The organism is Klebsiella sp. Lac1 (genome assembly GCF_009825425.1).
GTDB classification, from domain to species: Bacteria; Pseudomonadota; Gammaproteobacteria; order Enterobacterales; family Enterobacteriaceae; genus Klebsiella; species Klebsiella electrica.
In genome coordinates this window covers 216,951-242,420 of the sequence record NZ_VJZJ01000004.1, presented here as the reverse complement: position 1 = coordinate 242,420, position 25,470 = coordinate 216,951, and the positions used below count along the sequence as shown (strand labels likewise).

At 57.0% G+C, this 25,470-nt stretch carries 16 protein-coding genes, 1 tRNA gene, 1 other RNA gene and 1 pseudogene; 17 read left to right on the top strand and 2 right to left on the bottom strand.

Annotated elements, in window-relative coordinates:
* Nucleotides 1-14 precede the first annotated feature (14 nt).
* Nucleotides 15-2,345: a molybdopterin guanine dinucleotide-containing S/N-oxide reductase gene (locus FNY10_RS23600; RefSeq protein ID WP_131049363.1), complete on the top strand. Its 2,331-nt coding sequence runs from the start codon at nucleotides 15-17 to the stop codon at nucleotides 2,343-2,345.
* Here FNY10_RS23600 and FNY10_RS23595 read toward each other — a convergent pair.
* Nucleotides 2,314-2,754 carry an N-acetyltransferase gene (locus FNY10_RS23595; protein WP_100682975.1) on the bottom strand — a complete coding sequence of 147 codons (441 nt, stop codon included), beginning with the start codon at nucleotides 2,752-2,754 and terminating at the stop codon, nucleotides 2,314-2,316. The two genes, FNY10_RS23600 and FNY10_RS23595, sit on opposite strands and share 32 nt — an antisense overlap.
* On the bottom strand, nucleotides 2,732-3,313 hold the full coding sequence (tag, locus tag FNY10_RS23590) for a DNA-3-methyladenine glycosylase I (RefSeq protein WP_100682976.1): 582 nt from the start codon (nucleotides 3,311-3,313) through the stop codon (nucleotides 2,732-2,734). Before tag ends, FNY10_RS23595 begins: the two co-directional genes overlap by 23 nt.
* 229 nt (nucleotides 3,314-3,542) lie before the next feature.
* Here tag and FNY10_RS23585 point away from each other — a divergent pair, with 229 nt between their 5' ends.
* The 16 genes and pseudogenes from FNY10_RS23585 to bcsD all read left to right on the top strand — a co-directional run bounded on the left by FNY10_RS23585 (nucleotide 3,543) and on the right by bcsD (nucleotide 25,465).
* Nucleotides 3,543-4,187: an autotransporter outer membrane beta-barrel domain-containing protein gene (locus tag FNY10_RS23585; RefSeq protein WP_160704241.1), complete on the top strand. Its 645-nt coding sequence runs from the start codon at nucleotides 3,543-3,545 to the stop codon at nucleotides 4,185-4,187.
* Between the two features lie 239 nt (nucleotides 4,188-4,426).
* Entirely contained in the window at nucleotides 4,427-5,629 is a 1,203-nt protein-coding gene (locus FNY10_RS23580) for an MFS transporter (RefSeq protein WP_131049365.1), read from the top strand.
* A 362-nt stretch (nucleotides 5,630-5,991) separates the two neighbouring features.
* Nucleotides 5,992-7,683, top strand: a complete 1,692-nt coding sequence (gene eptB, locus FNY10_RS23575) for a kdo(2)-lipid A phosphoethanolamine 7''-transferase (RefSeq protein WP_100682979.1) — start codon at nucleotides 5,992-5,994, stop codon at nucleotides 7,681-7,683.
* A 91-nt stretch (nucleotides 7,684-7,774) separates the two neighbouring features.
* Nucleotides 7,775-7,851, top strand: a tRNA-Pro gene (locus FNY10_RS23570).
* Nucleotides 7,852-7,885: 34 nt separating this feature from the next.
* A non-coding RNA gene (locus tag FNY10_RS23565) (RtT sRNA) lies at nucleotides 7,886-8,017 on the top strand.
* A gap of 805 nt (nucleotides 8,018-8,822) precedes the next feature.
* Nucleotides 8,823-10,430 carry a dipeptide ABC transporter periplasmic-binding protein DppA gene (gene dppA / locus FNY10_RS23560; RefSeq protein WP_131049366.1) on the top strand — a complete coding sequence of 536 codons (1,608 nt, stop codon included), beginning with the start codon at nucleotides 8,823-8,825 and terminating at the stop codon, nucleotides 10,428-10,430.
* 107 nt (nucleotides 10,431-10,537) lie between these two features.
* Nucleotides 10,538-11,557: a dipeptide ABC transporter permease DppB gene (dppB, locus tag FNY10_RS23555; protein WP_004868763.1), complete on the top strand. Its 1,020-nt coding sequence runs from the start codon at nucleotides 10,538-10,540 to the stop codon at nucleotides 11,555-11,557.
* Nucleotides 11,558-11,566: 9 nt separating this feature from the next.
* Nucleotides 11,567-12,469, top strand: coding sequence for a dipeptide ABC transporter permease DppC (dppC, locus tag FNY10_RS23550; protein ID WP_100682983.1), 903 nt, complete (start codon nucleotides 11,567-11,569; stop codon nucleotides 12,467-12,469).
* A gap of 10 nt (nucleotides 12,470-12,479) precedes the next feature.
* On the top strand, nucleotides 12,480-13,463 hold the full coding sequence (gene dppD / locus FNY10_RS23545) for a dipeptide ABC transporter ATP-binding protein (protein ID WP_141963105.1): 984 nt from the start codon (nucleotides 12,480-12,482) through the stop codon (nucleotides 13,461-13,463).
* A complete protein-coding gene (gene dppF, locus FNY10_RS23540; RefSeq protein WP_160704242.1) occupies nucleotides 13,460-14,473 on the top strand; it encodes a dipeptide ABC transporter ATP-binding subunit DppF in 1,014 nt (337 codons plus the stop codon). The genes dppD and dppF overlap by 4 nt, the downstream gene beginning before the upstream one ends.
* 492 nt (nucleotides 14,474-14,965) lie before the next feature.
* Nucleotides 14,966-15,538 (top strand): cellulose biosynthesis protein BcsO, encoded by a 573-nt coding sequence (gene bcsO, locus FNY10_RS23535; RefSeq protein ID WP_141963107.1) that lies wholly within the window; start codon nucleotides 14,966-14,968, stop codon nucleotides 15,536-15,538.
* Nucleotide 15,539: 1 nt separating this feature from the next.
* Nucleotides 15,540-16,332 (top strand): annotated as a pseudogene (locus FNY10_RS23530) (cellulose synthase operon protein YhjQ/BcsQ).
* A gap of 19 nt (nucleotides 16,333-16,351) precedes the next feature.
* Nucleotides 16,352-18,463: a UDP-forming cellulose synthase catalytic subunit gene (bcsA, locus tag FNY10_RS23525; protein ID WP_141963111.1), complete on the top strand. Its 2,112-nt coding sequence runs from the start codon at nucleotides 16,352-16,354 to the stop codon at nucleotides 18,461-18,463.
* Entirely contained in the window at nucleotides 18,460-20,940 is a 2,481-nt protein-coding gene (gene bcsB / locus FNY10_RS23520) for a cellulose biosynthesis cyclic di-GMP-binding regulatory protein BcsB (RefSeq protein ID WP_160704243.1), read from the top strand. Before bcsA ends, bcsB begins: the two co-directional genes overlap by 4 nt.
* On the top strand, nucleotides 20,937-24,989 hold the full coding sequence (locus FNY10_RS23515; protein ID WP_160704244.1) for a cellulose biosynthesis protein BcsC: 4,053 nt from the start codon (nucleotides 20,937-20,939) through the stop codon (nucleotides 24,987-24,989). Before bcsB ends, FNY10_RS23515 begins: the two co-directional genes overlap by 4 nt.
* Nucleotides 24,989-25,465 carry a cellulose biosynthesis protein BcsD gene (bcsD, locus tag FNY10_RS23510; protein ID WP_160704469.1) on the top strand — a complete coding sequence of 159 codons (477 nt, stop codon included), beginning with the start codon at nucleotides 24,989-24,991 and terminating at the stop codon, nucleotides 25,463-25,465. Before FNY10_RS23515 ends, bcsD begins: the two co-directional genes overlap by 1 nt.
* The last annotated feature ends 5 nt before the right edge of the window (nucleotides 25,466-25,470 follow it).

Here is a 25,470-nt window from a genome sequence, read left to right as displayed (position 1 = left end):
ACCAGGAGCTCGCTTTGCCAACCTCATCTGCAACCAAAACCATCTTAACCGCGGCTCACTGGGGGCCTATGCTGGTTGAAACGGATGGTGAAAATATCCTCTCTTCCCGCGGTGCGCTGGAGACCGCTTTCGCCAACTCCCTGCAAACCGCCGTGCGCGAGCAGGTACACAGCAAAACCCGCGTCCGCTATCCGATGGTACGTAAAGGTTTCCTTGCCGCGCCGGAGAGTCCGCAGGGCGTGCGCGGCCAGGACGAGTTTGTGCGGGTGAGCTGGCAGGAGGCGTTGGATCTTATCCACGCACAGCATCGGCGGATTCGGGAAAGCTACGGCCCGGCATCGATTTTTGCCGGCTCCTACGGCTGGCGCTCTAACGGCGTGCTCCACAAGGCGGCGACGTTGCTGCAGCGCTATATGAGCCTGGCAGGCGGATATACCGGGCATCTGGGGGACTATTCCACCGGCGCGGCGCAGGCGATCATGCCCTATGTGGTTGGCGGCAATGAAGTTTATCAGCAGCAGACCAGCTGGCCGATGGTGCTGGAGCACAGCGATGTGGTGGTGCTGTGGAGCGCCAACCCGCTGAATACGCTAAAAATTGCCTGGAATGCTTCCGATGAGCAGGGGATCCCGTGGTTTGACCGCCTGCGTCAGAGCGGGAAGCGGGTGATCTGTATCGATCCGATGCGATCGGAAACGGCGGAGTTCTTTGGCGAGGCGGGCGAATGGATCGCTCCGCATATGGGGACGGACGTCGCGATGATGCTCGGCATTGCCCATACGCTGGTCGAAAACGACTGGCAGGATGATGAGTTCCTCGCCCGCTGTACCAGCGGCTATGACGTTTTTGCCCGCTATCTGACCGGTGAAAGCGATGGCACGCCGAAAACCGCAGAGTGGGCGGCGGAGATTTGCGGCGTTAGCGCGGACAAGATCCGCGAACTGGCGGCGCTCTTCCACAACCATACCACCATGCTGATGTCCGGCTGGGGGATGCAGCGCCAGCAGTTTGGCGAGCAGAAGCACTGGATGCTGGTGACGCTTGCCGCGATGCTGGGGCAGATTGGTACCCCCGGCGGCGGTTTTGGCCTTTCCTACCACTTTGCCAACGGCGGCAATCCGACCCGCCGGGCGGCGGTGCTGGCGTCGATGCAAGGCTGTGTGGCGGGCGGCACCGAGGCGGTCGAAAAAATACCGGTGGCGCGTATTGTGGAAGCGCTGGAAAACCCCGGCGCGCCGTATCAACACAACGGAATGGACCGGCATTTCCCGGATATTCGCTTCGTCTGGTGGTGCGGCGGCGCGAACTTTACCCATCATCAGGATACCAACCGCCTGATTCGGGCCTGGCAGAAACCGGAGCTTATCGTCATTTCGGAGTGCTTCTGGACCGCCGCCGCCCGCCATGCCGATATTGTCCTGCCGGCGACCACCTCGTTTGAACGGCACGATATGACCATGACCGGCGATTACAGTAACCAACACCTGGTGCCGATGAAACGCGTGGTCGCGCCCCGCGATGAAGCCCGGGATGATTTTGACGTCTTTGCCGATCTCAGCGAACGCTGGGAAGAGGGCGGGCGCGCGCGTTTTACCGAAGGGAAAACCGATCTGCAGTGGCTGGAGACCTTCTATCAGATCGCCGCGCAACGCGGGGCGAGCCAGCAGGTGACGCTGCCGCCATTTGATCAGTTCTGGCAGGCTAACCAGCTGATTGAAATGCCGGAAAACCCGGAAAATGCTCGTTTTGCCCGCTTTGCGGCATTCCGTGCCGATCCGCAAGCTAATCCGCTAAAAACCGCCAGCGGCAAAATGGAGATTCACTCTCCAACCATTGCCGGCTTTGCCTACCCGGACTGCCCACCGCACCCGATGTGGCTGGAGCCGGACGAGTGGCACGGCAATGCTCAGCCCGGACAGCTGCAGGTGCTGTCCGCTCATCCGGCGCATCGTCTGCACAGCCAGCTCAACCATACGTCGCTGCGCGAAAAGTACGCTGTTGCCGGGCGAGAGCCGTTAACCCTTCATCCGCGGGACGCGCAGGCGCGCAATATTGCTGATGGCGACGTCGTGCGGGTATGGAATGCGCGCGGCCAGGTGCTGGCTGGCGCCGTGGTGACGGAGGGCATTCGTCCCGGGGTTATCTGTTTACACGAAGGGGCCTGGCCCGATATTGACCCGCAGGCCGGTATTTGCAAAAACGGCGCGGTGAATGTTCTGACCAAAGATATTCCGACCTCGCGACTGGGCAACGGCTGCGCCGGGAATACGGCGCTGGCGTGGCTGGAAAAATATGACGGCCCCGCGCTGACGCTTACGGCGTTTGATCCGCCGGCCAACGCATAATCCAGGTCGGCTGTAGCGTATCGTCCTGCCATGCGCAGTCTTCTATCCGGAAGCCTTGCGCATGGTAGAAATTCACCGCCTGAATATTTTTCTGGTAAACCTCAAGACTGAGCCAGAGGTAGTGCTGTTTGACCTCGTTCAGCAGCGCGCTGCCGATGCCGCGGCGGATAGCATCCGGCGCGACAAACAGCGCACCGATAAAGCGGGATTCCATCACGCTGACAAAACCCTTTATCGTTGCGTCCTCTTCCCACACCCAGGTGCTGGCGGCGGGCAGGTAGACATCGCGCACGACGGCGATGCTCTCGTGCCAGTACGTTTCGTCGATAAAGGGATGGGCATGAATCGTGCTCTCCAGCCACAGGGCGAGCAGCGGGCCGATCTCTTTAGCGTCCCACTTGCGGATCATCATCGCCTCCCGGGTGACAGAAGCAGCTCGTCACATGATCGTTGACCAGGCCGCAGGCTTGCATGAAGGAGTAGCAAATGGTGGAGCCGACAAACTTAAAACCACGCTTTTTCAGCGCCTTTGAGAGCGCGTCGGACGCTGGTGTGGTGGTGGGTATCTCCGCCAGCGTGGCGGCATGGGAGATCTGTGGCTGATTATCGACGAAAGACCAGACAAAATCGGTGAAGGATTCGCCGCTCTCTTCCATGGTCAGGAAGGCGCGGGCGTTGCCAATAATGGCCTGAATTTTCCCGCGGTGGCGAATAATTCCGGCGTCCTGAAGCAGGCGTTCAATATCGGCCTCATTCATGGCGGCGACGCGAAGCGGATCGAACTGATGAAAGGCCTGACGGTAGTTTTCACGCTTTTTCAGGACCGTAATCCACGACAGCCCGGCCTGCTGGCCCTCGAGGCAGATCATTTCGAACAGTTTAACGGCATCTCTTTGCGCAACGCCCCACTCGTTATCATGATACTGGATATAAAGCGGGTCCTGGCTTACCCATCCGCAACGCTGCATGTCTCTCTCCCTTTAGTCATAAAACTTACGTGTTCGCCTTGACGGCTGAAAGATAAAGATAATAGTTAATACAGGGATACTACCCTCAAATATACCTGCCATTATTCAGGTTGCATGTGCATTGGCTGTATTCGTTCGCCCAATCACATTATTCAGGGTATTCAGGTGAATCCCGTTCCATAAAAACACAGCAATAATGCCAGGTTGGCTCTTTTCTGGAGTCGCATTAATGATAATAAAGAAATGCAATGGCCTTCGGGGGATGATTCTGCTGGCGTGTGTGGTCGTCTGGGGCTCGTTTGCCAGTGACGCGCATGCCTGGCAACAGGAATATATCGCTATCGATACCAAAAGTAATACCCCTGAACGCTATACGTGGGATAGCGATCGCCAACCGCGCTATGAAGATATTCTGGCAGAGCGTATGAATGCGTCCGGCGATCTTCCCGGTATTGCGCTGAATCAGGCGGTGGTACCGCCGGATAGCGGCCGCGGGATGAGCGTGGGGTGGAATTTTACGCTGGGCAACGGTATCACTTCCGGCCCGGTGGCGAGTTTGCGTAGCGAGGTGATATCGACCGCTCCCGCGCGCCGCGCGTCAGACAACCCCTACGTAAATACGCTTGGCTGGCGGATGGATTACCAGGCGCTATGGGGCGTCCATCCGTGGGCGCAGGTGAGCTATAACCAGCCGCTCTCTGCGGATCTGACTGGGCCTAATCGCGGGCAGGATGGCGCCTGGCGCGATGTCACCTTCGGGGCGGATATGGCGCTCAGTTCACACCTTGCGGCCTGGGCGGCATTATCGCAGGCGGAGAATACGGCAGCGGGCGCCAGCTATCTCTATGTGATGGGGGTGAGCGCCAACTTTTAGCCTTTTTTTAGCATGCGTGAAACGTTATTGTTACCTAATAAACACAGTAATGGCGCATTGTTGTAAGATAGTAATCACTAACTTATTTCTGCTGCTGCCATGTCCCTATCTTTTTCGATGTCATTCATTCCGGCTTACATGCATTTCATTCCCTGCTGATGGCATTTCATGCCTTTTTTACCCTGGCGTTCGGCTGGCTTCGCTATTGTGGCGACAGTTAATTATTCAGGATATCTGCTATGAACGCTGCAAACAGTCAATATACCCGCTGGCTTACGCTGGCCGGCACGATCGTCACACAATTCGCGCTGGGATCGGTTTATACATGGAGTTTGTTCAACAGTTCCCTTTCCGCAAAACTGGACGAACCGGTAAGCCAGGTGGCTTTCTCTTTCGGTCTGTTAAGCCTCGGTCTGGCGCTATCCTCTTCCGTCGCCGGTAAACTGCAGGAACGCTTTGGCGTCAGACGCGTCACCATGGCTTCCGGTATTTTGCTGGGGCTTGGCTTTTTCCTTACCGCTCACGCCAACAGCCTGATGATGCTCTGGCTGAGCGCGGGCCTGTTGGTGGGGCTGGCGGATGGCGCGGGCTATCTGCTGACGCTCTCCAACTGCGTGAAGTGGTTCCCGGAGCGTAAAGGACTGATTTCCGCCTTTTCCATTGGTTCCTATGGCCTCGGTAGCCTCGGGTTCAAATTTATTGATACCCACCTGCTGGCCACCGTCGGGCTGGAGAAAACCTTTATTATCTGGGGCGCCATTGTCCTGGTGATGATTATTTTCGGCGCCACCTTAATGAAAGATGCGCCGAATCATACCGCCGCTTCTCGTAATGGCGTGGTGGAGAATGACTTCACGCTGGCCGAGTCGATGCGTAAACCGCAGTACTGGATGCTCGCCGTGATGTTCCTGACTGCCTGCATGAGTGGCCTGTATGTTATTGGCGTAGCAAAAGATATCGCGCAAGGGATGGTGCATCTGGATGTCGCGACGGCGGCGAATGCGGTCACCGTTATCTCTATCGCCAACCTGAGCGGACGTCTGGTTCTGGGGATTCTGTCGGATAAAATTTCCCGTATCCGCGTCATTACTATCGGTCAGGTGGTTTCACTGGTCGGCATGGCTGCGCTGCTGTTTGCCCCGCTGAACGCCACAACCTTCTTTGCCGCGATTGCCTGCGTCGCCTTTAACTTCGGTGGAACGATTACCGTGTTCCCGTCGCTGGTCAGTGAATTCTTCGGTCTGAATAACCTGGCAAAAAACTACGGCGTCATCTATCTGGGCTTTGGTATCGGCAGCATCTGCGGATCGTTGATTGCCTCGCTGTTCGGCGGCTTCTACGTGACCTTCTGCGTTATCTTTGCCCTGCTGATTCTCTCCCTGGCGCTCTCCACAACGATTCGCCAGCCGAAAGGTGAAGCCTACAACGCAGCCCACGCCTGATACGCCATCTTTGCGACGTCATACCGGCATTTCCTGAGCTATTCGTGCCTGTCCAACCAAATATTTTGTAAATGTTTGGTTGGATCACATTCCCGCCTGATACTTTTTTCTTTCTCTGTGGTCTACTTAGCGCGCTTTATAGAGGTTTCTTATACTCACCGCCCTTCAAACTGCCTTATTGTTGACTGCGCTCGTTCGCCTCAGTCACTGCTTGAGTAAGCACCAGAGGATCACGAGCCTGTCGCCTCAAGGCATCTCGAATGGGGTTGAGTCGTTAATCAACCTGAACGCACCCTATTAACCTGCCCGCTTATATTGCGTGAGTCAGGCGGTTTTATCTCTTCTTTTTCCAGGTTTCATGCATGAATTATATTAGAACGATGACACAGCAGAAAGTCAGTCTCTGGCTGGCGCTGTACATCGGCTGGTTTATGAACGTTGCTGTGCTGTTCCGTCGCCTTGATGGTTATGCGCAGGAATTTACCCTCTGGAAAGGGCTTTCCGGGATTGTGGAACTGGTTGCCACCGTGCTGGTGACATTTTTCCTGCTGCGTATTCTGTCGCTGCTGGGCCGACGCGTCTGGCGAATACTCGCCACGCTGGTGGTGATTTTCTCCGCTGCCGCCAGCTATTACATGACCTTCCTGAACGTGGTGATTGGTTACGGCATCATTGCGTCGGTCATGACCACGGATATCGACCTGTCTCAGGAAGTGGTTGGCTGGTATTTGATTCTGTGGCTGACCCTGGTCAGCGCACCGCCGCTGCTGCTTATCTGGAGCAACCGCTGTCAACACACGCTGCTGCGGCAAATTCGGACGCCGGGCCAGCGGGTAAAAAATATCGCTATCGTTGCCCTCGCCGGGTTGATGGTCTGGGGGCCGATTCGTCTGCTCGAACTGCGGCAGAAGGACATTGAGCGTAGCTCTGAAGTTGATATGCCGAGCTACGGCGGGGTGATCGCCAACTCGTATCTGCCATCGAACTGGCTTTCCGCGCTGGGGCTGTACGCCTGGGCGCAGGTGGATGAGTCCTCAGATAACAAGTCGTTGGTCAACCCGGCAAAGAAATTCACCTATGTTGAGCCGCAGGGCCTGGATGATACCTACGTGGTGTTCATTATCGGTGAAACTACCCGCTGGGACCATATGGGAATCCTGGGTTATAACCGCAATACCACGCCGAAGCTGGCGCAGGAGAAAAACCTGGTGGCCTTCCGCGGCTACTCCTGCGATACCGCGACCAAACTCTCTCTGCGCTGCATGTTTGTGCGTGAGGGCGGGGCGGAAGACAATCCGCAGCGAACGCTGAAAGAGCAAAACGTCTTTGCTGTCCTGCACCAGCTCGGCTTTACCGGCGATCTGTATGCGATGCAGAGCGAGATGTGGTTCTACAGCAATACCATGGCGAACAGCATCGCCTATCGCGAGCAGATTGGCGCGGAGCCGCGTAACCGCGGCAAAAGCGTGGACGACATGCTGCTGGTGGATGAGGTTAAGCGTTCTCTGATGAAGAATGATCATGGTAAGCACCTGATTATTCTCCATACCAAAGGTTCGCACTTTAACTATACCCAGCGTTACCCGCGCAGCTTTGCGCAATGGCAGCCGGAGTGTGTGGGGGTGGACAACAAATGCTCGAAAGCGGAGCTGATCAACTCTTATGATAATAGCGTGACCTACGTCGATCACTTTATCGTGAGCGTGCTGGATCAGCTGCGTGATAAGAAGGCGATTGTGTTCTATGCCGCCGATCACGGAGAGTCTATCAACGAGCATGAGCACCTGCACGGTACGCCGCGTAAGATGGCGCCGCCGGAACAGTTCCGCGTGCCGATGATGGTGTGGATGTCGGATAAGTATCTGGCTGCGCCAGATCATGCCGCTGCGTTTGCCCGCCTCAAAGAGCAGGCGGCGATGAAAGTCCCGCGTCGTCACGTTGAGCTGTATGACACCATCATGGGCTGCCTGGGCTATACCTCGCCGGACGGCGGGATTAATGAGAATAACAACTGGTGCCGCGTTGCCGACGCGGGGAAAACCGTGGCGAAATAGCGGGAGTGGCGAGTTTCTCGCCGCTTGAGCTATTTTTTCCAAATAAGGCATTGACGGGTGTGAGTCTCAGCAGTAAGATGCGCCCCGCATTCGGTGATTGGCGCAGCCTGGTAGCGCACTTCGTTCGGGACGAAGGGGTCGGAGGTTCGAATCCTCTATCACCGACCAAATTTAAAAAGCCTGCTCAACGAGCAGGCTTTTTTGCATCTGCGGCCGACGAGGATGAGAACCTCCGGGGGCAGAGGTTCGACCCGAGCGTAGCGAGGGAACGTTGCTTTAGCAACGGCCCGCAGGGCGAGCCACGCAGTGGCGAGTCATCCTCTATCACCGACCAAATTTAAAAAGCCTGCTCAACGAGCAGGCTTTTTTGCATCTGCGGCCGACGAGGATGAGAACTTCCGGGGGCAGAATGACGTTGAGCTGCGGGTCGGGCGCAACGATGCCGGGGGGTGATAGTTAACCAAAGTCACAAAAAAGGCACGAATCCTTGTTTCATGTTGCCTGTTAACTATTTTGTGACATCTTCCATTGTATTTTTTTATATCTCTAAGGCTCTTTTTTCGCGAAGCTTATGGATAACGGCAGCATTTTCCGCTGTGCGTTTTAACGTTCGCGCTATTAATCGCTCACATATTGGCCACATCGCAATAAATTTTCACCATTTACCAGAATTGCTTATCACTGGCTGTTATCGGGTATTAAGTTATTTATGCTGCCTGCTTGCTGCTAGCATAAATTTCTCTGCTGAAAATAGCGTCCTGAAGTTTTTTTAATCTTTGCCTGCTGATTCTCACCCCGGATGTAAAACCCGGTTAGCTGTATTGACGTTTACGCATTCTGTTGACAGATTGTAGGGCATGAGGGGCATTTCATGGAGAATCCGCACTGCAACTCAGGCGTTTTTGTGAAAGGAATCCCCATCTCTCTCAATGCCTTCGGGCACCACCGACCGGACCGGGTATATTCTAATAGTTCGAGCAACGGGAAGGCGGCAAGCTGAGCATCCCCGGCAGCATAGATAACTATGTGACTGGGGCTATCGGGCGTAGCCAACGCATCCGTAGTGCGAAATATGATGAATAAAAATAAATAAAGGCCTGGCGGATATATGCAAACAACATCACATTTGGAGCAGAATAATGAGTATTTCCTTGAAAAAGTCAGGGATGCTGAAGCTTGGTCTGAGCCTGGTCGCCCTGACCGTTGCTGCAAGCGTTCAGGCTAAGACCCTGGTTTATTGTTCTGAAGGTTCGCCGGAAGGCTTTAACCCACAGCTATTCACTTCTGGTACCACCTATGACGCCAGCTCGGTACCCATCTATAACCGTCTGGTGGAATTTAAAACCGGTACTACGGAAGTTATTCCAGGCCTGGCGGAAAAATGGGAAGTGAGCGCGGACGGCAAAACCTATACGTTCCACCTGCGTCAGGGCGTGAAGTGGCAGGATAATAAAGACTTTAAACCTACTCGCGATTTGAATGCTGACGACGTGGTATTCTCGTTCGATCGCCAGAAAAACGCGCAAAACCCGTACCATAAAGTGTCTGGCGGCAGCTATGAATACTTCGAAGGCATGGGCCTGCCTGACCTGATTAGCGAAGTGAAGAAAGTCGACGATAAAACCGTCCAGTTTGTGCTGACCCGCCCGGAATCGCCGTTCCTTGCAGATCTCGCCATGGACTTCGCCTCTATTCTGTCAAAAGAGTATGCTGACAACATGCTGAAAGCCGGTACGCCGGAGAAAGTGGACCTGAACCCAATCGGTACCGGCCCGTTCCAGCTGCTGCAGTATCAGAAAGACTCCCGTATTCTGTATAAAGCCTTCCCGGGCTACTGGGGCACCAAGCCGAAAATCGATCGCCTGGTCTTCTCTATCACCCCTGATGCTTCCGTGCGCTACGCGAAACTGCAGAAAAATGAATGCCAGATCATGCCGTACCCGAACCCGGCAGATATCGCGAGCATGAAACAAGATAAAAACATTACCCTGCTGGAACAGCCGGGCCTGAACGTCGGCTATCTCTCCTTCAACACCGAGAAGAAACCGCTGGATAACGTCAAGGTCCGCCAGGCGCTGACCTATGCGGTCAATAAAGAAGCGATTATCAAAGCCGTTTATCAGGGCGCAGGCCAGGCGGCGAAGAACCTGATTCCGCCGACCATGTGGGGCTATAACGACGACGTTAAAGACTACACTTACGATCCGGAAAAAGCGAAAGCGCTGCTGAAAGAAGCGGGTCTGGAGAAAGGCTTCTCCATCGATCTGTGGGCGATGCCGGTACAGCGTCCGTACAACCCGAACGCGCGCCGTATGGCGGAGATGATTCAGGCTGATTGGGCCAAAATCGGCGTGCAGGCCAAGATAGTCACCTACGAGTGGGGCGAGTATCTGAAGCGTGCGAAAGCAGGCGAGCACCAGACCGTCATGATGGGCTGGACCGGCGACAACGGGGATCCGGATAACTTCTTCGCCACCCTGTTCAGCTGTGCGGCGGCAAAAGACGGCTCGAACTACTCTCGCTGGTGCTACAAGCCGTTTGAAGATCTGATTCAGCCGGCACGTGCGACCGACGACCACAACAAACGTATCGAGCTCTACAAGCAGGCTCAGGTGGTGATGCATGACCAGGCTCCGGCGCTGATCGTCGCTCACTCCACCGTCTATGAGCCGGTGCGTAAAGAAGTCAAAGGCTACGTGGTCGATCCATTAGGTAAACACCACTTCGATAACGTCTCTATCGAATAATAACAGTGTGTTCCCCCTCTCCCCGCCTTGGGGAGAGGGAATTGACATTTGTGAGCAATACAGACGTCCGGTCACCAGGCGGGGCGTCACTATAGAGAATCCGGGTTATGTTGCAGTTCATCCTCCGACGTTTGGGACTTGTCATCCCGACATTTATCGGTATTACCCTTCTCACCTTTGCCTTTGTGCATATGATTCCCGGTGACCCGGTGATGATTATGGCGGGCGAACGTGGTATTTCCCCTGAACGTCACGCTCAGCTGCTGGCTGAAATGGGCCTTGATAAGCCGATGTGGCAGCAGTATGCCCACTATATCTGGGGTGTGCTGCATGGGGATTTAGGCATCTCGCTGAAAAGCCGCATTCCCGTGTGGCAGGAGTTCGTGCCGCGCTTTAAGGCTACGATGGAACTGGGCGTGTGCGCGATGATTTTCGCCGTCATCGTCGGTATTCCGGTGGGCGTACTGGCGGCGGTCAAACGCGGCTCTATCTTCGATCACACCTCCGTCGGCCTCGCGCTGACTGGCTATTCCATGCCGATCTTCTGGTGGGGCATGATGCTTATCATGCTGGTTTCGGTACAGCTCAACCTGACGCCGGTTTCCGGACGCATCAGCGACACCGTATTCCTTGACGATACCCTGCCGCTGACCGGTTTTATGCTGATCGATACCGCGATTTGGGGCGAGCCGGGCGATTTTATTGATGCCTTAATGCACATGATCCTGCCTGCCGTGGTGCTGGGCACCATTCCGCTGGCGGTAATTGTACGTATGACCCGTTCGTCGATGCTGGAAGTGCTGGGCGAAGATTATATTCGCACCGCGCGCGCCAAGGGGCTGACCCGGATGCGCGTCATCGTGGTCCATGCGCTGCGTAACGCGATGCTGCCGGTGGTCACGGTGATTGGGCTACAGGTCGGGACGCTGCTGGCGGGCGCCATTCTGACCGAAACGATCTTCTCCTGGCCTGGTTTAGGGCGCTGGCTGATCGATGCGCTGCAACGCCGCGATTACCCGGTGGTGCAGGGCGGGGTACTGCTGGTCGCGACGATGATTATCCTCGTCAACCTGCTGGTCGATCTGCTGTACGGCGTGGTGAACCCGCGTATTCGGCATAAGAAGTAAGGGGCCATCATGTCACAAATTACTGAAAATAAAGTTGTCGCCGCACCGGTGCCAATGACCCCTTTGCAGGAGTTCTGGCACTATTTCAAACGCAACAAAGGGGCGGTTGTCGGCCTGGTCTACGTGGCGATTATGATTATTATCGCCGTGTTCGCTAACTTCATTGCCCCCTATAACCCGGCGGATCAGTTCCGCGACGTACTGCTGGCGCCACCGGCCTGGCAGGAAGGGGGAAGCTTTGCGCATCTGCTGGGTACCGATGACGTGGGCCGCGATATTCTGTCGCGCCTGATGTACGGCGCGCGCTTATCGCTGCTGGTTGGCTGTCTGGTGGTGGTGCTGTCGCTGATTCTCGGCGTGGTGCTCGGCCTGGTAGCGGGCTACTTTGGCGGCGTTGTTGACTCCATCATTATGCGCGTTGTCGATATTATGCTGGCGCTGCCGAGCCTGCTGCTGGCGCTGGTGCTGGTGGCTATCTTCGGCCCCTCGATTGTGAATGCTTCGCTGGCGCTGACCTTTGTCGCCCTGCCGCACTACGTGCGATTGACCCGCGCCGCGGTGCTGGTGGAAGTGAACCGCGACTACGTCACCGCTTCACGGGTGGCAGGCGCGGGGGCGATGCGTCAGATGTTCATCAACATTCTGCCTAACTGTCTTGCGCCGCTGATCGTTCAGGCATCGCTGGGCTTCTCTAACGCTATTCTCGATATGGCCGCTCTTGGCTTCCTTGGCATGGGTGCGCAGCCGCCGACACCGGAGTGGGGCACGATGCTCTCCGATGTGCTGCAGTTCGCGCAGAGCGCCTGGTGGGTCGTCACCTTCCCGGGTGTCGCGATTCTGCTGACGGTGCTGGCATTTAACCTGATGGGTGACGGTCTGCGTGACGCGCTCGATCCCAAACTGAAGCAGTAAGAGGTTCGAGATGGCGTTATTGAATGTTGATAAATTATCGGTGCACTTCGGCGACGAAGGGACACCGTTTCGCGCGGTAGACCGCGTGAGCTACAGCGTTAATCAGGGTGAAGTGATTGGCATTGTCGGCGAGTCCGGCTCCGGTAAATCGGTCAGCTCCCTGGCTATCATGGGGCTGATTGATTACCCCGGCCGCGTGATGGCGGAAAAGCTGGAATTTAATGGCCGCGATCTGAAGCGTATTTCAGAAAAAGAGCGCCGCCAGCTGGTGGGGGCGGAAGTGGCGATGATCTTCCAGGACCCGATGACCAGCCTCAATCCCTGCTACACCGTCGGCTACCAGATTATGGAAGCCATTAAGGTGCATCAGGGCGGCAATAAGAAAACCCGTATTCAGCGGGCTATCGATCTGCTGACGCTGGTGGGCATTCCTGACCCGGCATCACGTCTTGATGTCTATCCGCACCAGCTCTCCGGGGGGATGAGTCAGCGCGTGATGATCGCCATGGCGATAGCCTGCCGACCCAAGCTGCTGATTGCCGATGAACCGACCACCGCGCTGGACGTGACCATCCAGGCACAGATCATCGAGCTGCTGCTGGAGCTGCAGCAAAAAGAGAACATGGCGCTGGTCCTGATCACTCACGATCTGGCGCTGGTGGCGGAAGCCGCGCACAAGATTATCGTGATGTACGCCGGTCAGGTGGTGGAAGCCGGCGATGCGAAGGATATCTTCCGCGCACCGCGCCATCCGTATACTCAGGCGCTGCTGCGCGCGCTGCCGGAGTTTGCCCAGGATAAAGCGCGGCTGGCGTCGCTGCCGGGCGTGGTGCCCGGGAAATATGACCGCCCCAACGGCTGTCTGCTAAACCCACGTTGCCCCTATGCCACGGATAAGTGTCGCAGCGAGGAGCCGGAGCTGAACCGCGTTGATGGCACCCGTCAGTCGAAATGCCACTACCCACTGGATGATGCCGGGAGGCCTATGCTATGAGTACCCATGAGGCCACCACGCAACAGTTTTTGTTGCAGGCCATTGATCTGAAAAAATATTACCCGGTGAAGAAGGGGCTGTTTGCCCCTGAACGGCTGGTTAAGGCGCTGGACGGCGTCTCGTTTAACCTTGAACGCGGAAAGACGCTGGCGGTGGTCGGCGAGTCCGGCTGCGGAAAATCGACGCTGGGCCGTCTGCTGACGATGATAGAGATCCCGACCGGCGGCGAACTTTACTATCAGGGGCAGGACCTGTTAAAGCCAGACGCCACGGCGCAAAAGCTGCGGCGGCAGAAAATCCAGATTGTGTTCCAGAACCCCTACGGCTCGCTGAATCCGCGCAAAAAAGTGGGACAGATCCTGGAAGAGCCGCTGCAGATCAATACGTCACTGAGCAAAGAACAGCGCCGTGAAAAAGCGCTGGCGATGATGGCGAAGGTCGGGCTGAAAACCGAGCATTACGATCGCTATCCGCATATGTTCTCCGGCGGTCAGCGGCAGCGTATTGCGATTGCCCGGGGTCTGATGCTGGACCCGGACGTGGTGATTGCCGATGAACCCGTCTCGGCGCTGGACGTGTCGGTTCGCGCGCAGGTGCTGAACCTGATGATGGATCTGCAGCAGGATATGGGGCTGTCGTATGTGTTCATCTCCCATGACCTGTCGGTCGTGGAGCACATTGCGGATGAAGTGATGGTGATGTATCTCGGCCGCTGCGTGGAGAAAGGGTCTAAGGACCAGATCTTCAACAATCCGCGTCATCCGTATACCCAGGCTCTGCTGTCGGCCACCCCCCGTCTGAACCCGGACGATCGCCGCGAACGTATTAAGCTGACCGGCGAGCTGCCGAGTCCGTTGAATCCGCCGCCGGGCTGCGCCTTTAATGCCCGCTGTCGTCGTCGTTTCGGCCCGTGCACGCAACTGCAGCCGCAGTTGAAAAACTATGGTGGACAGCTAGTGGCCTGCTTTGCCGTCGACCAGGATGAAAACCAGCAAAAACCGCTCGCCTGATGTTCCCCGCTGCTGTCGAAGGCGCCAAAACTTTCGACAGCAGCCGCTTATTATGCCCGGAGAAGAGTAAGGCTTAAGAAAGTACCTGGCCGATGTTTTTAGCTTAAATAATTTATTCGACCTATTTCTACAACGATATAAAAAGACTAAAATATATCCCATCAAGCGTCATAGCTATTTGTTCTGCTCATCACCTCAAGATTAATGAGATAAAAAACGGATTATTTCAGTGGCGCCGCAAGTTCTGGCCGGGTGGCGTCTGGACCTCCTAAAAAATGGAGCTATCATTTTTTATAAGAAATGGTAGGGTAACCACAAAACTATCAGTGATTTACGCTACCTTGTTCGATACCCCCCTATAACGTCATTGCATTGTTGGTCATTCTGACCAACTTAAGTTGATGAAAAACAATAAAATAAACTATGCTCTAAAGGCGTAGTATTAAAATAAAAACAGCTAAAATATTATTTTTTAGAATCATGAGGTTATCCATGACCCATTATGATGATTTGCAGCGCTTCAAGGAAAAGACTCGTACGCAAAGTCTGGATTTCAAGGACCTTTCATCACACGCCGCCGCCAGAGAACAGGGAGATTGGGTTATTCTCAATCAGCTTTCGCCTGGGGAAAGCAAAGAGTCTTCTCTGGCCATGGGAGGGTCGGTATCGTTGCCGATACCACAGCCGGTCCCTACGGATATGTTTCATTGGGTTGAAGCTGAACCCGCGCACTCGCCGTTATCCTTGTCGCCTGCAACCCCGGCTCCGGTAATACCATCCCCGGTGTCCGTCTCTGCTCCGCATGACCCTCTTCCGGCTGTAGAAAATACGCTGGCAGCGGAACCTGCGCCGACAATGGCCGCGTCCGTTGCGCCCGCTCCAGTCGTTGCACCCGCCCCAGTCGTCGCGCCAGCACCACCGGTCGCTGTTCGTCCGGTCGTACCGTCTGCGCAGGCGGCTGAAGGCTATGCTCATTTATTTGCGGTAAAAGCCGTTGAACCGGTGGCGAAAAATAAAGATCAGCCGCTGAAATCACTTTTAGAAAGGATTGCGACATGCCGTTGATTTGCGTGTGTTCTCCCAAAGGCGGCGTAGGAAAAACGACCCTCGCGGCAAATCTGGCTTATTCGTTAGCTCGCGCCGGCAGCAAAGTTCTGGCGATCGATTTTGATGTGCAAAATGCGCTACGCCTGCATTTTGGCGTCCCTCTGAGCGATGATCGCGGCTATGTCGCGAAAGCGCTGGAGCTTCACGACTGGAGCCAGTGCGTGCTGAGTGCGGGCAGCAATATCTTTGTTCTGCCCTATGGCGACGTCAGCGACGCACAGCGTCAGGCTTTTGACGAACACCTGGCCAGCGATCCCCATTTCCTCACCCGTGGGCTGGCGGCCTTATTGAATTACCCCGGGTTAGTTATCATCGCCGACCTGCCTCCAGGCCCTTCACCGGCGCTGACGGCATTAACGCCGCTGGCCGATCTGCACCTGATCCCGCTGCTGGCGGATACCGCCTCGATGTCGACGCTGTCGCAGGTGGAAAAGCAGCGTTTAACCGGCGGTAAACTCAACCACAAACTTGGGCACTTTTTCGTGCTGAATCAGAGTGATAATCGCCGTCAGGTCAGCCGTGACGTCACCGCGCTGATGGAGGATAAACTGGGCGATCGTCTGTTGGGTATTATCCATCGTGATGAGAGCGTCGTTGAAGCGAACGCTTCCCAGAAGTCGATTCTCGACTTTAGCTCTTCCTCTGCAGCCGCCTTTGATATTGAAATCATGGCAAAAAAAATCTCTGCGCTGTTGGGTATTAAAATTGGCGACGGCACGGTGCACAGCCAGCCTCGTATGTCAGGGCTTTAACTTATTGCAGGGCTGCTGAATGAAAAAGTCTCTTTTCTGGTTGCTGGTACTGGTGCTATCGCCTGTTGCCGTTCTGGTCATTATTACGCCGATGGACAGCCAAAAGCAGTATCTTTTTGGTCTGCTAAGCATCGGTATTCTGTTTTTAATGGGATTTAGCAAAAAGCGCAGTATTTCGGTCATTATGGTCGTGACTTCGCTGCTGATGTCTACCCGTTATATGTATTTTCGCCTGACGCAGACCCTGCATTTTAACTCTACTATTGAGACGGTGCTGGGGATGGGGCTGTTTCTGGCGGAAGTTTATATCTGGGTGATGCTGCTGCTGAACTACCTGCAAACGGTCTGGCCGCTGAAGCGCGAAATTGTCCCGTTGCCGGATGATATGAGCACATGGCCGACGGTTGATATCTATATTCCGAGCTATAACGAACCGCTGGAGGTGGTGCGCGATACCGTTCTGGCGGCGCAGTGTATCGATTACCCGGCGGATAAAATGAAAATTTACCTGCTGGATGATGGTAAACGTAGCGAGTTCGCGGTATTCGCCGCCGACGTTGGGGTTGGCTATATCACCCGTAATGATAATAAACACGCCAAAGCGGGTAACCTCAACCATGCGATGACCATCACCCAGGGTGAGCTCATCTGTGTCTTCGACTGTGACCACGTCGCGACCCGCGTATTCCTGCAGGCGACGGTTGGCGGGTTCCTCAAGGACCCGATGCTGGCGCTGGTACAGACGCCACACTACTTCTACTCGCCGGACCCGTTCGAGCGTAACCTTTCCGTCGGCCGCAATATCCCTAACGAAGGGATGCTGTTCTATGGCCCGATTCAGCAGGGCAACGATAACTGGAATGCGACCTTCTTCTGCGGTTCCTGCGCCGTGATTCGCCGTAAGGCGCTGGAAGATATCGGCGGCTTTGCGGTGGAAACCGTCACCGAAGATGCGCACACCGCGCTTAAATTTCAGCGTCTGGGCTGGAAATCATCGTTTCTCGACATTCCACTGGCCGCGGGTTTAGCCACCGAACGTTTAGTTGTGCACGTCATTCAGCGTACCCGCTGGGCGCGTGGCATGACGCAGATTTTCCGTCTCGATAACCCGCTACTGGGTCGCGGACTGACCTTCCAGCAGCGCCTGTGTTATCTCAGCGCGATGATGTACTACCAGTTTGCCCTGCCGCGGGTGGTGTTTGTGACCGCCCCGTTAGCTTATTTGCTGTTTAACCTGAATATTATTTACTCCTCGGCGAGCCTGATCGTCTCGTATGCGCTACCGCATCTGTTCCTCGCGATTTATGTCGGCTCGCGGATGAACGGCCGCTATCGCTACAGCTTCTGGGGGGAAATCTATGACATCGTGCTGGCATTCCACCTGGTGCTGCCGACGCTGGTGACGATGATCTTCCCCAAACGCGGTAAATTCAACGTGACCGACAAAGGCGGGCTGCTGGATGTGGGTTACTTCGACTTTACCGTCGTCAGGCCGCATCTGGTGGTGGCGTGTTTGCTCGCGGCTGGCGTGATTGTCGGTATCGTCAGGGCCATTGGCCATGACTATTTCGGCTCTGATCCTAACGTTATCGCGCTGAACGTCGGCTGGGGGTTGTACAGCCTGATCTTCCTGCTGGCGGCGATTGCCGTCGCGCGGGAAACCCGCCAGGTGCGGAAAACGATCCGCATCGACGTCAATATTCCGGTATTAATTCACTACGCCAGCGGCATCGTTTCGCGCAGCCATACCGCAGACCTGTCGATGGGCGGATGCCGTGTCGCGGTCCCGGACGATCGTCATCTGCAGGATGATATCGAAGAGATTGAACTGATTCTGCAATCCGGCGCGATTTGTATTCCGGCCGAACAGGTTATCGCGGACGAACGCTTTATTCGCCTTAAGTTTGATGAAAACATTCCTCTCTCTCTGCGCCGTGAACTGGTGCGAGTGGTGCTGGCGCGCGCCGATGCATGGATTAAGCCGCCGCGCCCGCAGGACAACCCGTTCCGTTCGTTTGTCACCATCTTACGCTGCGTATTTGAACTGTTCTGGCTGAGTTGGAAAACACGTCGCAGCCGCCGCCAGCAGAAACCTGTTGCGAGTACCGCGCAGGAGGATGGCCAATTATGAAACGATTAACCACGCTTGCGCTGCTGGCTGGCATGTTTGCTATACCGGCGCTGCACGGTGAAGAGGCGCCGGCCGATCGCTCTGCGCCGCTGAATTTCCCGTTACCGGGCGTGACCACGGGTGGCATCCCCGCCAATGAATCCGCGTCGAGCGCCGGGGCGGAGTCGTCGGCCGCGCCAGATGTTCCGGTGACGGCAGACCCCTCTGCCGCGTCAGAGTCATCGATCGCATCGACCCCCGCGACAACCGAACCGGTGGCGGATCCGGCCGCCTCACTCCCCGTTATGCCCCCACCGGCCAAAACGGCAATAGCGGATGTCGCGCCGTTAACCTCAATAGTCGGGGGCAGTCTTAATCTGGCTCAGATGGGGATGCCGGATGGCATTATCCTCAGCGGCGGTCAACAGCAGGGTGGCGCCTCTTTTACGCTGCCTTCAGACCAGGTGGTGACCCACGCGGAACTGATGCTGGATGTTCAGGTTTCGCCGGATATGGCCGCCCGCAACGCCACGCTGCAATTGATGCTCAACGGCCAGCCTTTAGGTACGGTGCCGCTGGGCACCAACGAGGCGGATATTTCTCATTATCAGCTGGATATTCCGGCGGCGCTGATGGTCTCCAGCAACAACCTGAGCTTCAAAGTGAATGATGGCGACAACATGCAGTGCCTGCTCAATACGCCTGACACGTCGGGAGTCACGATTTTACCGGCTTCGCGTTTTAAGTGGGAAAGCCAGCCGCTGAATCTCAGCAATGATTTGAGCCATTTCCCGCGCCCCTTCTTTGACAGCATGCAGATGACCCCGGCGGATATCGCGGTGGCCTATCCGGAGAAATCGGCAGCGGATATCTTCAGCGCCGCAGCGCTGATCTCGTCGTGGCTGGGTATTCAGGCGGATTATCGCGGGATTGCTTTTAGCGCGCTGCGCGACCGTTTACCGGAGCGCCACGGCATTATTATCGGCCATCCGGGCGACCAGGTCGGCGGGCTGACGCTGCCGCAAACAGACAAACCGCTGCTGCAGATTGTCGATAACCCGGGTAACCCCACCTACAAACTGCTGCTGATTGTCGGGCAAAACGATGCGGACCTCCGTGCGGCAGCCTGGCGGCTGACCCGCGGTAATATCGCCCCGCAGACCGCGAGCCTGAGCGTGGATCCGCAGGCGATCCCTATCGACAAGCCGTATGATGCCCCGCGCTGGATCCCGACCGATCGGCCGGTAAAAATCAGCGAGCTGCTGCGTAAAGATCAGAGTATGACCGTAAGCGGCGTCTGGCATGAACCGCTGCGCGTGGCTTTCCGCGCCGCGCCGGATCTCTATCTGTGGGACGGGCAAACCATTCCTTTGCAGATTGGCTACCGTTTCCCGTCGGAAAACTGGATTGATGAGGAGCAGTCGTTATTAAGCGTGACGCTCAATAACACCTTCCTGCACAATCTGCCGCTCAATAAGCAGGGGCCGCTGGAGAAAGCATGGCGTCAGCTCGGCGGCGATGTGCGTCAGGAGCGGTTTACCATTGCGCTGGCGCCCTATCTGATCTACGGGGATAACCAGCTGTCGCTCTATTTCAACGTGGTGCCGAAGCAAAACGCCCCCTGTTCGGTGGTGCTCAATAGCAATATCAAGAGCCGGATTACCGATGATTCGTGGATTGATTTAAGCAATACGCGCCACTTCTCGCTGCTACCGAACCTCTCCTATTTCGTCGGTGCGTCGTTCCCGTTCTCGCGGTTGGCGGATTATTCGCAAACCACGCTGCTGCTGGCGGAAAAACCGTCGGAAACGCAGGTCGCCACGCTGTTAAACCTGGCGGCTCGCTCGGGTAACGCCACCGGCACGGCGCTGGCGAACAACCGGGTTGTTTTAGGCGTCCCCAGCGGCGGGGCGGGCCTTCAGTACCTGCGCGATCGCGATGTGCTGGTGGTCAGCACCCTCGATCAGAAAACGTTTAACCAGCGCTTGTTAGAAGATTCTCCTTATTATCAGACGGATAATCAGCTGGGCGTGCGCGAGTCGGGACTGAGTTCAAAAATACAGCGCTGGCTGGCCGGCGACTGGACATCCGCCAGCCTCGATGCCGATCGCTATCTCTCCTCCAGCAGCGCCTGGCGTGGCTTTATTAGCTACCGTTCGCCGTGGAACCCGCAGCGGACGGTGGTGGTGGCGATGGCCAGCACCGATGATCAGTTGACGAAGCTGGAAAGCGACCTTGATTCACCGCGAATCAACGCCGGTATCCGTGGCGATACGGCGATTATCACCAGCGACAATGGCGTTCGCAGCTTCCAGGTGAGCACGCCATTCCCCAGCGGGCAGATGCCGTGGTACATGATGGCCGTCTGGTATGCCAACCAGCACTCCGGTCTGCTTGCGCTGCTGGGACTGCTCGCGACAACGATAATCGGCCTGGCGCTTACCGCCATGTTTAAACGCCATGCACGCAAGCGTCTGAATTCGGGGGACAGCCAATGAAACGAGCCATTAAAATGAAGAGCAGGGCGACCCGCAGATTATCAACGTTTTGCCTGTCCGGCGCGCTGACCCTTGGCGCCCTCGGCGATGCCACGGCGGCGGGCAATGATGCCGCATTGCAGGCGCTGTTTGCCCAGGCGAACTACTGGCATGAAAAATCGCACGATGAGCTGGCGATGGAGTCGCTGCAGAAAGTGCTGCTGGTTGACGCCAACAACGCGCAGGCCATGTATCTGATGGCGCTGTGGGCCCAGCAGGGCGGCGACCTTCAGACGGCCGCCCAGTGGCGGGCGCGGCTGGCGAAAGCGTCGCCAGACAGCCCGAACCTGCAGGAGCTGGATAACGCCAAAAAATTGTCTCAGGTGCCGCAGGGGCAGCTGAGTCTGGCCAGACAGCAGGCGCGCAGCGGTAATATTCCGGCGGCGCTGGCGACCTGGCGCAGCATGTTCAACGGCAACACGCCGCCGCCGGGGCTGGCTGGCGAGTACTACATGACCATGGCCAGCGACAAGACGCTCTATCCGCAGGCGGTTAATGAGCTGCGTCAGTACGTGGCGCAGCATCCGCAGGAAAACGCCCCGCGCGTCGCCTTAGGCAAGGCGCTGACCTGGCGGGAAGATACCCGGCGGGAAGGGATCTCCATGCTGGAATCGATGGCCAGCGGCAGTAAAGATGCCGACAGCGGTCTACGCCAGGCGCTGCTGTGGCTGGGGCCGCAGGAGGGCGATCAGGCGTTTTACGATACCTGGATGCAGCGTCACCCGCAGGATACCGAAGTACAGAATTACTATCGCCAGCAGATAAGCGGCCAGGCGCGCGGTCAGGGGTTCGCTAACCTCAATAGCGGCAATACCACGGCGGCGAAACAGCAGTTTGAACAGGTGCTGCAAACCAACCCGCAGGATGCGGACGCGCTGGCCGGGATGGGATATATCGCCCAGCGCAACGGTGACTTCCAGGCCGCATCGCAGTATTTAAGCCGGGCGGCGGATCTCGGCGGTAATGATTCGGCGGCGCGCCGTCAGCAGGCGGCGGATGCGCTATTCTACGGCCAGCTGGCGCAGGCCCAGCAGGCGTACAAACAGGGCAATATTAGCCAGGCGCTGGCGCTCTCTGCGCCGCTGGTTCAGCAGAGCGGGGCGCGGGGCGCATCGGCCAAACTGTTCCGTGCCGATGTGCTGCGCCATAACAAAGATCTCCCTCAGGCGGAACAAACGCTGCGCTCGCTGCTCAGCGAGCAGCCGCAAAATGGCCCGGCGCGCGAGAACCTTTACTACATCCTGCGCGAGCAAAATAAAACGGCGGAAGCGCAGGCGATGTTACGCACGCTGCCGGAGAGTTTGCAGCAAAAGCTACAGCCGCGCATCGTGACCGGTATGCCGGGAGATTCGCTACGCCGGCAGGCGCAAGAGCAGGCCAACAGCGGCAACGTCAACGGCGCTATCGCGACATTGCGCCAGGGGGTCTCCCGCTACCCGGATGACGCCTGGATGCGTCTCGACTTAGCCCGCCTGCTGCAAAAATCCGGCAATGACAGCGAGGCCGCGTCAACGATGGCCGCCGCGTATCGCCCCGGCGCCAGCAGTAACGCTCTCTATGCCGCCGCGCTGTTTGCCAGTGAGAACGGCGGCTGGCAGCAGGCGCAGACGCTGCTGGGGCGGATCCCCGCCGCCAGCCAGACCAGCCAGATGCGCGACCTGCGTCAGCGGGTCAACTACAACCTGCAGCTGACCACCGCGCAAGACTATCTCGCCCAGGGCAACACGGTGGCGGCCTCGAATACCCTGAAAGCGATGTCGGCCACGCCGCCAAAAGCACCGGCTGACGTGGGTAAACTGGCGCGACTGCTGGCGCAGAGCGGCGATGTTGCCACGGCGGTAACGCTGGTGCGCAACAATATCAGCGGCGGAATCAGCGGCAACGCCGGCGACTATGCCGATCAGGTGGCGGTCCTTAATCAGGCGGGGCTGACCAATGAAGCGCAAACGCTGCTGGCGAACCCGCAGCTTCAGGCAAGCAGTACGCCGACGCAACTGGCGAGCATCCGCAATGGTTACGTGATCAACGAGGCCGATCGTCTGCGGGAGCAGGGCAACTACGCCGCGGCGTATGACAAGCTGATGGGCGCGATGCAAAGCGACCCGCAAAATACCGATCTGATGTTCGCGATGGCGCGTCTTTACCAGAGCGGCAAAATGAACAAAGAAGCCGGGGTGGTTTATGACTACCTGATGACCCGCGATACGCCGGATCAGGCGGCGCGCTCCGGCGCTATCGATGTCGCGCTGTCGGCCGGCAATAACGACCGGGCAGCGCAGCTGGCCGGCGGATTGCGTCAGGACAACACGCCGGATCGCCTGCTGCTGCTGGCGCGCGTCGCGGAAGCGCAGGGGCACCATCAGCAGGCGATGACGTATCTGCGCAGCGCGCGCGGCAAACTGCTGGGGCTGCAGAGCAGCAACAGCGCGCAAACGCCGACCGTTGGCGGCGTGCTGGCGGCGGATAACCCCTTTGTCGGCGTCTCCCGTACACCGTCCACGACGCGAACGGCGTCGGCCTACGGGCAGTATATGCCGTGGCAGGTTTCCCAGGTGTCGACAGGCAGCGGAACCACGCTGCCCGGCATCCAGCGTTCCGACCTTCCGCTGGAGACCGCGCAAACCCGTATGCTGCGCCAGGTCGATACTATGATGGAGTCGCTACAGGATAAAACCGGCACCTGGCTGCAGGGCGGCATGGAAGTGCGTGGCCGCGACGGCGAATCCGGGACCAGTAAGCTGACCGAGATGAAAACGCCGCTGACCTGGTCCTCATCGCCGTTCGGCGACTCGCGTTTTGACTTTACCGTGACGCCGGTTTCGCTGAATGCCGGCACCGCCAGCGGCGACGCCTGGCGACGCTACGGTGCGAACCCGCTCTCCAATGCGGTCTCCAACATGGTTTCCACCGCCACCAGCGCGCAGGCGGCGATTACGGGGATGACCGAGACGGAGCGTACGGCGTACTTTGCCAGCCATCCGGGGGCCCTGGCCTTGAGTTCGCTGGGGACGTTGGATGCGTCAGATTTTAACGCCACGACCCGCAGCGGGATGGAGAATCTGGCGAAACTTGGTACCTATGACTCCGGACGGGTCGCTGGCTATCTGGCTTCGTCCAACCAGAAACCGAATGTCGATCAGACCAGCGGTTCGACGGATGCGCAGAAGGCAAATGGCGTCGAATTAGCCCTGGCGCTGGGCGGCGATGATTATCGGGTGGACATTGGCAGTACGCCGCTGGGCCAGGATCTCAACACCGTGGTCGGGGGTGTGAAGTGGTCGCCGAAACTCACCAACTACCTGTCGTTGATCTTTACCGGTGAGCGCCGTTCGCTGACCGACAGCCTGCTCTCTTACGTCGGGCTGAAAGATACCTACTCCGGGAAAACCTGGGGGCAGGTGACGAAAAATGGCGGAACCCTGCAGCTCAGCTACGACGATGGCGACGCCGGTTTCTACGTCGGTGGCGGCGGCTACAGCTACATTGGCAGCGATGTCGCCAGCAACACCAGTATCAACGCCAACGCCGGGGTCTATCTGCGACCTTACCATGATGAATATCGTCAGCTGCAGGCCGGTCTGAGTATGAGCTACATGGATTACTCGAAAAACCTGAGCTACTTCACCTATGGTCAGGGGGGCTACTTCAGCCCGCAGAACTACGTAAGCGTCTCGCTGCCGGTTAACCTGACGGAGAAGTATGACAACTGGACGATGAAGCTTGGCGGCTCGGTGGGTTATCAATCCTATAGCCAGGATAAGAGCGCCTACTTCCCGACCAATCCTGAATGGCAGCAGACCCTGGAGACCGCGGTAACCAATGGTTTTGCCAAAGAGGCATACTATTCAGCGACCTCGAAGAGCGGCATTGGCTACACGCTGCGTGCCGGGGCGGATTACAAGGTGAACAAACAGATGACGCTGGGCGGCCAGATTGGCTACGACACCTTCGGTGATTACAACGAGAGCACCGCCGGTCTCTATATCCGCTATATGTTGGGAGATAACTGATCATGACGGACAAAAACAACGCGGAAGTCATGGCCTGGTTTCAGCAGCAGCAAACCCCCGCGGGATGGTTTGATCTGCTGCTCATTATGATTGACGGGATGCTGAACAACGCCGGCGAGCTGGAGAGTCAGCCATTTTTACGTCAGATGGGGGAAGCCCTGGCCGATCGCTACCCGCTGCCGGAGTCAGAAACCGTCGGCCAGCTGGAGGTCAACATCAACCAGCTGCTCAGCCGCTTTCAGTGGGGGTTCGTCAGCGTGGATGTGGGCGATGACGGTCTGCGTTTACGTCATCGCGCGCTGCCGGTGAGTCGTGATGATGCGCGTCGTGTGCCCTGGTGCAATGCGTTTTGTGCCATACTCGAGGGGCTTTACTCTCGCTGGCTACAGGGACAAGGGGGCGGCGCGCATGTGGTGTTACAGCGTGAGCGGCTGTTCTCGGTTTCTGATGTTCAGTTTCTCTACTTCCATCCATAACGGGT

Coding starts and splice junctions, on each gene's coding strand:
- FNY10_RS23585 (WP_160704241.1), top strand. CDS start 3,543: ATGATAATAAAGAAATGCAATGGCCTTCGGGGGATGATTCTGCTGGCG.
- bcsB (WP_160704243.1), top strand. CDS start 18,460: ATGAAACGATTAACCACGCTTGCGCTGCTGGCTGGCATGTTTGCTATA.
- dppA (WP_131049366.1), top strand. CDS start 8,823: ATGAGTATTTCCTTGAAAAAGTCAGGGATGCTGAAGCTTGGTCTGAGC.
- dppD (WP_141963105.1), top strand. CDS start 12,480: ATGGCGTTATTGAATGTTGATAAATTATCGGTGCACTTCGGCGACGAA.
- dppB (WP_004868763.1), top strand. CDS start 10,538: ATGTTGCAGTTCATCCTCCGACGTTTGGGACTTGTCATCCCGACATTT.
- bcsO (WP_141963107.1), top strand. CDS start 14,966: ATGACCCATTATGATGATTTGCAGCGCTTCAAGGAAAAGACTCGTACG.
- FNY10_RS23580 (WP_131049365.1), top strand. CDS start 4,427: ATGAACGCTGCAAACAGTCAATATACCCGCTGGCTTACGCTGGCCGGC.
- dppC (WP_100682983.1), top strand. CDS start 11,567: ATGTCACAAATTACTGAAAATAAAGTTGTCGCCGCACCGGTGCCAATG.
- eptB (WP_100682979.1), top strand. CDS start 5,992: ATGAATTATATTAGAACGATGACACAGCAGAAAGTCAGTCTCTGGCTG.
- dppF (WP_160704242.1), top strand. CDS start 13,460: ATGAGTACCCATGAGGCCACCACGCAACAGTTTTTGTTGCAGGCCATT.
- bcsA (WP_141963111.1), top strand. CDS start 16,352: ATGAAAAAGTCTCTTTTCTGGTTGCTGGTACTGGTGCTATCGCCTGTT.
- FNY10_RS23595 (WP_100682975.1), bottom strand. CDS start 2,754: ATGATCCGCAAGTGGGACGCTAAAGAGATCGGCCCGCTGCTCGCCCTG.
- tag (WP_100682976.1), bottom strand. CDS start 3,313: ATGCAGCGTTGCGGATGGGTAAGCCAGGACCCGCTTTATATCCAGTAT.
- FNY10_RS23515 (WP_160704244.1), top strand. CDS start 20,937: ATGAAACGAGCCATTAAAATGAAGAGCAGGGCGACCCGCAGATTATCA.